Below are 7,576 nucleotides of genomic sequence, written 5' to 3' on the forward strand. Positions count from 1 at the left end.
GGGGACAGTAGCGCGACTACCGCACGGACGCCGCTTTCCTCTGAAAGTGCGACGGTCCGTCCGCTAACGTCGGCTGTCGCGGTGCCACGGAGCCCGCGACGACAAGTTCCGGGGGGACTTTCCATGGGCATCGACTTTTCCACTTTCGGCTCGGGGCCTGCACCGACGCCCACTGACCCTCGGGTCCTGTTCGACGCGCTGCCCGACCGCGCCGCCCGTTACGAGTTCCTGCGCGATCCTCAGGGGCAAGTCCTGCAGACGTGGTACGACCGGCGGTCGCAGAAGGATCTGGTCATCAAGCTCAACACCGGCGGAGGCAAGACGGTGGTGGGTCTGCTGATCTGCCAGTCGAGCCTCAATGAGGGGGAGGGCCCGGTGCTGTATCTGGCCCCCGACCCCTACCTGGCCTCGCAGGCGATGGAGCAGGCTGGCGAACTCGGCATTGACGTGACCGACGACCCGCGCTCCACACGCTTCACCAGCGGTGAAGCCATCTGCGTACTCAGCCTCCACCGGTTCGTCAACGGCAAGAGCGTCTTTGGCCTTCAAGGCGACGGACGACCGGTCGTCGACGTCGGCACGATCGTCATCGATGATGCGCACGCGGCGCTCGCCACGGTGAAGGAGAAATTCACCCTGACGCTCTCCCGTGACCGGCACGAGAAGACGTTCACCGAACTACTTGACCTGTTCGCTGACGACCTGCGCCAGCAGTCGGAGATCGCCTACCAGGGCCTGACCACTCAGGACTCCTCAGCTGTAGCTCCGGTGCCATTTTGGGCCTGGACCCGCCGCAATACCGATGTCACTGCGGCTCTGAACAAGCTGCGCGACGACGAGGATCTCCAGTGGTCGTGGCCGCTGGTCAAGGATGTCCTCCCGATTTGCCGTGCCGTCTTCACTGCCGACAGGCTCGAGATCCAGCCTCCGTACCCGCCGATCAGCAAGATTGCCAGCTTCGCTCGCGCACGCCGGCGCGTGCATCTGACCGCCACGCTGGCCGACGACAGCGTGCTGGTCACCGACTTCGCGGCCGATCCCGAAACGGTGGGGAGCCCTATCACGCCGGCAAGCGCCGGGTATCTCGGTGACCGACTGATCCTTGCGCCCCAGGACATCAGCGCTTCGATCAAGGAGCCCGCGGTCCGTGACATGGCCGCCAAGCTCGCTGAGCGGGTCAACGTCGTCGTCCTGGTCCCCTCTCACCACAAAGCCGGTGCATGGGCGCAGCACGCACAGATCACCGCATCAAAGTCCGACGAGATCGGAGCCGCGGTTGCCAAGCTCCGCAAGGGCCACGTCGGTCTCGTGGTCCTGGTGAACCAGTACGACGGGATCGACCTGCCCCGCAAAGCCTGCGAAGTCCTGGTCATGGACGGACTTCCGCAGGCATACGGCGGCCTGACCCGCCGTGAGGCGATCGCGCTCGGCGACTCCGACGAGATGGTCAACCGTCAGTTGCAACGCCTTGAACAGGGCATGGGCCGGGGGGTTCGCTCAGCCAACGACCACTGCGTCGTCCTGCTGCTGGGACCGCACCTGTCCCAGCTCATCGCTTCACCCCGCTACCGCTCGCGGTTCAGCCCCGCCACCCGAGCACAGATCGACTTCTCCCGTCAGGTGGCAGCCAGGCTGGCCGGCCAGCCGCTGGAGCAGATCGAAAGCGTGATCGCACAGGTTCTGGGTCGCGACCCGAACTGGGTGACTGCCGCCCGCGGCGCGCTCGCCGAAGTCACCTATCCCCAAAGCACCGTCTCCCCAGGTGCGGCCCCTGCCCGTCGCGCCTTCGACCAGGCATCGCTTGGCCAGTACGCACAAGCCGTCCAGCACATGAGCGAAGCCGTTGCCGCAGCGACCGGTGAGACCGAGCGAGGATTCCTTCAAGAACAGCTCGCCGCCTACCAGCACTTCATTGACGAGCCCAAGGCCCAGCAGACCCTGGTCAAGGCACTCACCTACAACCCCGCAATCCTCCGGCCCATCGCCGGCGTCAATCCCACCAAGATCAAACCAACGGACACGCAGGCGGTCCTTGCCGCCGGCTACCTCGCCAACACCTACGCCGACCGCAACGACTTCCTGGTAGGCATTGACGTCCTGCTCGACGAACTCGTCTACCGACCGGACCAGAAGCAGGTTCCAGTCTTCGAACGAGCCCTGGAACGTCTGGGCTATCACCTCGGATTCGAAGCACAGCGGCCCGAGCGCGCCACCGGCAACGGCCCTGACGTCCTGTGGGCCACCGGCGGACTCAAATACCTGGTGCTTGAAGCCAAATCAGGAGCCAGCACCGACAAGATCTGGCGAAGCGACGTCGCCCAGCTGGCACACTCCATGAGCTGGTTCCAGGACACCTACGACCAGACCTGCAGCGCCACTCCCGTGCTCCTGCACCGCGTCAACACTCTCGAGTACAACGCGGCGGCACCTCCCGGCACGCGCATCATCACCAGCGGCACCATGACTCAGCTGGCTGATGCAGTACGCAAAGTGATGGTGGCGCTCGCGGATGCAGGGGCATGGAGCGACCCTGAGGCGGTGGCGAAGCAGTACCAAGCCCACCGCCTCCTAGGAGAAGGCATCGCGCAGCGGTTCAGCGTTACTCCTCGCTGACCTCCTGCACCAGGTTCACGGCGGCCCCAACCCATGATCTGGGCCCGACGTGAACCTGGACGGTTGCGGGTCACGTCTGCAATGCGGCCGATCATCTGGACCTGAGCCAGTAGTCTCCGGCCATGGGAGATGCGGTTAAACCGGAAACGCTCCGCTCCGCCATAGCCAGCGCTGTAGCCGAGCTGAAGTCCTACGAGGTTCCGGCTGAATGTGTGCGCCTGGGGCTCGCGCCGGGCGAAGAAGGCGATGCCTTCAAGAGCAAGTTCCGCTACGTGCTCACACGCCTGCGACCGCTGGCCGTGCCAGAACTGGCCGCCGTAGCCCGCAAGGTGGTCGACGAGTACGACGTTCCAGAACTGGAGCAGATCCTCGCGTCGCTGGGCATGACCGGAGTCGACGGCGAGTTCAAGAACCTGATCTTCGCGGCCAACGGCCCCAAGCCCGACATCGTTCTGCGCGACGCCGTCAGCAACCGCTTGGAAATCGTCCGCAACGCCGAATACTGCCTGACCTACACCCGGCCTCTCGACGCCACCGGCCTGTCGTGGGCCGCCCTCGTCGACTGGTGGCAACGGACGCATCCTGGCGGAACCAGCGACCAGCTTTCTACCTCCCAGGCCCTGTGTGCACGGCTTGCGGAGTCACTCGCCTCCCCACCGGAGGAGATCCTGTTCCACACCTACGCGGCGTTGTACTTCCGCGAGGGAGGACACGCACTGCCCGCCCTGATCCCACAGGTGTACCTCCACTACGACCCCTACACGGCCAAGCACCGCGCCGCGCCGGGCCCCCTCGCTCGGCAGCGCATGGACTTCCTCCTGCTGCTGCCGAACAGGGTGCGCGTCGTCCTGGAGGTCGATGGCCAACAGCACTACTCAGCCGACGGCAAGGCGAGCCCGCAGCTCTACGCCCAGATGGTGTCGGAGGACCGGCAGCTGAGCCTTTCCGGCTACGACGTCTACCGCTTCGGCGGCCACGAGCTGGACCGGGACAACGGCCGGCGCATCGTCGCAGCCTTCTTCCGGGAGCTCTTCCAGCGTTACGACATCCCCCTGCCGCCCTCAGTCACCGGCTGATAGCCGGCAACGCAGTCAGGCCGCAGAGGGAGAACATGCTGGCCTGTGCGCTCCTCACGCACGGGCCGGGACCGTGCTCGCCCAGTGCATGCCGAGCTTGGCGAGTGCGTCGAGTTGGTCGGCGTCCAGCCGCTCCCGCCGGCTCTTGGTGTTGGAGAGCCATACGCCCAGCTTCACGACCACCGGCTCGGCCTCACCGTCGGCTGCGACCTCCTCGCTGTGCGCGCGGGGCACCGGCCGGTCCGCGCCTTCCCGCTCCACCCACTGCGCAAGGGCCGCCAGGCCTCGTTGGAATGCCTGCTGCGCCTTGCTCGGGCCCTTCGCCGGATCGTGCGCGCTGCGGGGTGCCGGGAGACGGCAGCGCTCGGGAGGCGCCCTTGATGCCCAGCGCGGTCGAGTCGCTCCTGCTGCTCGGGCATCAGCTGTGTCCAGGTTCCTGGTTCCTGCTGGCGCCAGCGCCATCGTCCGATGTCGTCACTGTCGAAGAGCACGCCCGGCGCGATGTAGGGCAGGGCCCCGTCGGCGTCGACCAGGTCGGCGAGCACCCGGTAGTGACGCTGCCAGTCCAGCGGCCACGGGCAGTCCCAGTCCGGGTCGATGGCCGTCAGCTGTGCCGCGCGCTCCGCCGCCCGGTCCGGGTCCTTCCCGAGGCCGCCCTTGCGGCGGAGGTTGGCGAGGTGCTGGCCGACGGGCACCATCGCCTCGCCCTCGCCCCACACCGCGTCCTGACGGGGCGCGAGGTGCCCGGTGGCCCGGCGGTAGGACCGGAGCGCGGCGAGCTTGCTCTCCCACGCCTCCTCGCCCGGCTCCCACACCATCCCGGCCTCCGGGGCGTCCAGCAGCGTCTTGCGCCGCTCCTCCAGCTCACCCGCCCGCAGCGCCTTCCGCTGCTGATGCACCCATCGACCAAGCGGAAACGACTTCGTGACCCCCACTTCGACCTCGACGTCGTAGGGCACGGCGTGCACGCCGGTGATCTCGTTCTCCGCGCGCCACCGGATCAGCGCCTGATATCCCTCCAGCCACACCAAGGACTCCGGCCGGTAGACCCGGGTCCGCAGGAACGCCGCGATCGTCGCCGCGTCGCGCGGGCTGGAGAAGTGGAGCAGGGCCGCTTCGGCGGCGGCCTGTGTGTCGTCGTCCTCCTCCTGGTCCTCGCCGTCGCCCGCGCCGCCGGCCCCGACGATCTGCCCGTCCTCGTCACGCTTGACGTGCACCTTGCGCTTGCCGCTCGTGAGCGCACGGGAAGCGAGCTGCTCAACAAGTCGATCATCATGCGAGCGCAGGCCCTGGAGGACAGCAACAAGGGGGCGAAACGAGGCGCTGGCGACCATGTCGGTGGGGTCCTCGTTGGGCTCCAGGAACACCGGAACGATGATCCGCGCCACCTTCGTGGAGCCGTCGCGGTTCAACCTGAGCGCGCGGCCGATGTTCTGCACGATCTCCACCTGGGAGCCGCGGGTGTCCGCGAAGCAGATCGAGTCGACTCCCCGCTCGCCGGTGATGTCCACGCCCTCCCCGAGAACGCGAACGCTGGCGAGGAACGCCCGGTGCACCCGGTGCCCGGCCGCGTCGATGCCGTTGGCGAACTGGCGCAGCGCTTCTCGGCGTTCGGCTACGAGGTGGTCGCCGCACAGCCACGCCGACCAGACCCGGTCCGGAGGTACGTGGCGGCCAGCCTCCAGCTCGTAGAACTCCGCGTCGATGGATGACGCGGGGAGCTTGTCGGCGGCGGCCAGATCGGCGTCGGAGGCGTCGTTCAGGTACAGCGCGGCAGCCGTCTCTGGCAGCTTGTCAGCGAACGCGCGGGCCTCTTCAACCTTCTGGTGGAACGTCATGACCGTACGCAGGTTGTACGCCGCCGCGTGCTCCAGGAGCGCGGTCTGCAACAGGGCCAGGCGCCGGCCCCGCTGCGCCTCCTCCGACTCCCCGAGAACCGGCGAGGGATCGCGAATCTCCAGCACGTCGATCTCGAATCCGGCAAGGATTTCCCGCTCGATGGCCTCGCTCAGACCGAGCTCTGCGAGCCACGCGCCGTAGGTTCCCTCCGGGTCGTCCGACATGGTCGCGATCTCCGCCTCCTGGCCGTCCGCGCCCTTCTGCGGGCGGGCCGCGGCGAGGATGCGCGGGGTGGCGGTGAGGTAGAGCCGGAAGTCCGCCGGGATACGGGCGTTGTCGTGGATCGCAGCCCACGGACGACCAAGATCACCAGCGGTTCCATGTGCCTCATCCACGATCGCGAGGTCGAAGCCGTCCATGCGCTGCCCGTAGAGGCGCTCCCCGCCCGCCAGAGCGGCCTCCAGCGGCCCGCGAACCCTCCGCTGGCCCTCGGGTGCGTCGATGTCCTCCCGGTCCACGAGAGAGGCGTACGTGGCGAACACGATGACGGGCCCGTGCCCGGCCCACAGAGCGAGCTGGATCGGGTTCGTGGTGGTGCGCACACCCAGCTCGTTCAGCACCGCGTCGTTCTCCAGCGAGCACACCGCGACCATCGGGGCCCGGTGGCCCACCAGGCGCCACGCCTGGGCGGTCTGCGCGAGCAGGTCCAGGGTCGGCACGGTCACGAGGATCCGGCCGTCCGCGAAGCTCTCCAGCGCGCACGCGGCGGCCGTGATCGTCTTACCCGAACCGGTCGCTGACACGATCGTGCCCCGGGCCCCCTGCGGGGGCACAGATGACCTTGCAGGGAATCCCACCCACTTCCTAAACGCGGACCGCTGATCTACCTGGTGTTCCTTGAGCCGAATCGCTGACATTCCGTGCCTCCCCTGGAGTTGAATTCCTGCGGTCTTTCAGAGGGCCGCGTGCGGAATGCAGGCCGCGCCCATGTCGTTCCAGATCGACGCATCCGCCCTGTGCCAGCCGCCGGGCTTTCCGTCCTTGAAGGGCGGCTTGTCGTCCGGGTCGTAGTGACCGGCATCGAGCGTGCAGACGACGTAGTCCCCATCGCTGTTGACCGTCCGGGCCGTGCACAGACCGCCGGCCTCGCCCAGCGCCTCCAGGACCTGGCGGTGCCTGGTGGTGTGCGGGTACGTGGCCGGCAGTACGGCTTCCCGGACGTACCGCTCCAGCCGCACCAGGTCGGCGCGCTCACGCCGCCTCACGTCCGCGATGTGTACGGCCAGTTCAGCGGCCCCGGCCGACCGGCCGCCGCGCCGGGACCACTCCCGGTCCGCGATGCCCACCAGGGCCTCGCTCACGGCCATCACGCCCTTGTCCCAGCCGTCCTCGAACTCAGGGCCACGAGGGCGCGGCGCCATGCCGTCCAGCTCCACCACCTGGCACTGCGCCCCGGCGACCGCCCCGGCCTCCAGCGCGGCCACCAGGTCGTCAGCCTCGCTCGCGGACACGCCCTGCGCCTCCAGGAGAGCGAACAGCTTCAACCGGGCGTTCACGGCCGCCGTCTGGTACTGCGTCACCCGGCGCAGAGAATCGCTGCTCAGCGCGGGATCAGGTCCGGTAGATTCGTGGTGACCGGTCATCTGCGGTCGTTCCTCTCGGAATTCCGGGGAAGTTCCCGGGTGGTTGGGGGGTGTCCCGTGTTTCCGCCAACGGTACATGCTGCATCAACCCGATGCACGCGGTACACTAGAACCCACACGAACGAGCGACCCCCATCTCGTAGCCAGCCCGGCCCGCGCCAGCGGGCCCCAAGGGACTGGAGGCGCAGCCGGAAGGACCGTCAGGCGGGGGAGCGCAGCGGAGCCGCCGGCCAGAACCGGAGCGAAGCGAAGGACTGGCAGCAGGACGAAGTCCCGCCGATCCAGAAGCGCAGCGGACGGATCGTCAACCGAGACTGCGCAGCAGTCTGGTTGAGCAGGATGCGCAGCATCCCGCCAGCGCTCCCGCGGAGCGGAGCGCAACCACCGCGCGCAGCGCGGTGGTTC

At 68.1% G+C, this 7,576-nt stretch carries 3 protein-coding genes and 1 pseudogene; 2 read left to right on the forward strand and 2 right to left on the reverse strand.

Going from position 1 to position 7,576, the window contains the following annotated elements; genetic code table 11:
* Positions 1-123 precede the first annotated feature (123 nt).
* On the forward strand, positions 124-2,613 hold the full coding sequence (locus OOJ98_RS30085) for a DEAD/DEAH box helicase (RefSeq protein ID WP_267058207.1): 2,490 nt from the start codon (positions 124-126) through the stop codon (positions 2,611-2,613).
* 122 nt (positions 2,614-2,735) lie between these two features.
* Positions 2,736-3,689 (forward strand): hypothetical protein, encoded by a 954-nt coding sequence (locus OOJ98_RS30090; RefSeq protein ID WP_267058208.1) that lies wholly within the window; start codon positions 2,736-2,738, stop codon positions 3,687-3,689.
* A 54-nt stretch (positions 3,690-3,743) separates the two neighbouring features.
* Here the strand turns inward: OOJ98_RS30090 and OOJ98_RS30095 are convergent.
* Positions 3,744-6,445: pseudogene (locus OOJ98_RS30095) on the reverse strand (Helicase associated domain protein).
* Positions 6,446-6,481: 36 nt separating this feature from the next.
* A complete protein-coding gene (locus OOJ98_RS30100; RefSeq protein WP_267058209.1) occupies positions 6,482-7,108 on the reverse strand; it encodes a hypothetical protein in 627 nt (208 codons plus the stop codon).
* Between the last annotated feature and the right edge of the window lie 468 nt (positions 7,109-7,576).

Source organism: Streptomyces sp. NBC_00083 (genome assembly GCF_026343295.1).
Lineage (GTDB): Bacteria > Actinomycetota > Actinomycetes > Streptomycetales > Streptomycetaceae > Streptomyces.

What these genes read in the sequence shown, in the direction of transcription:
- OOJ98_RS30085 (WP_267058207.1), top strand. Translation starts at nt 124, where the DNA reads ATGGGCATCGACTTTTCCACTTTCGGCTCGGGGCCTGCACCGACGCCC.
- OOJ98_RS30090 (WP_267058208.1), top strand. Translation starts at nt 2,736, where the DNA reads ATGGGAGATGCGGTTAAACCGGAAACGCTCCGCTCCGCCATAGCCAGC.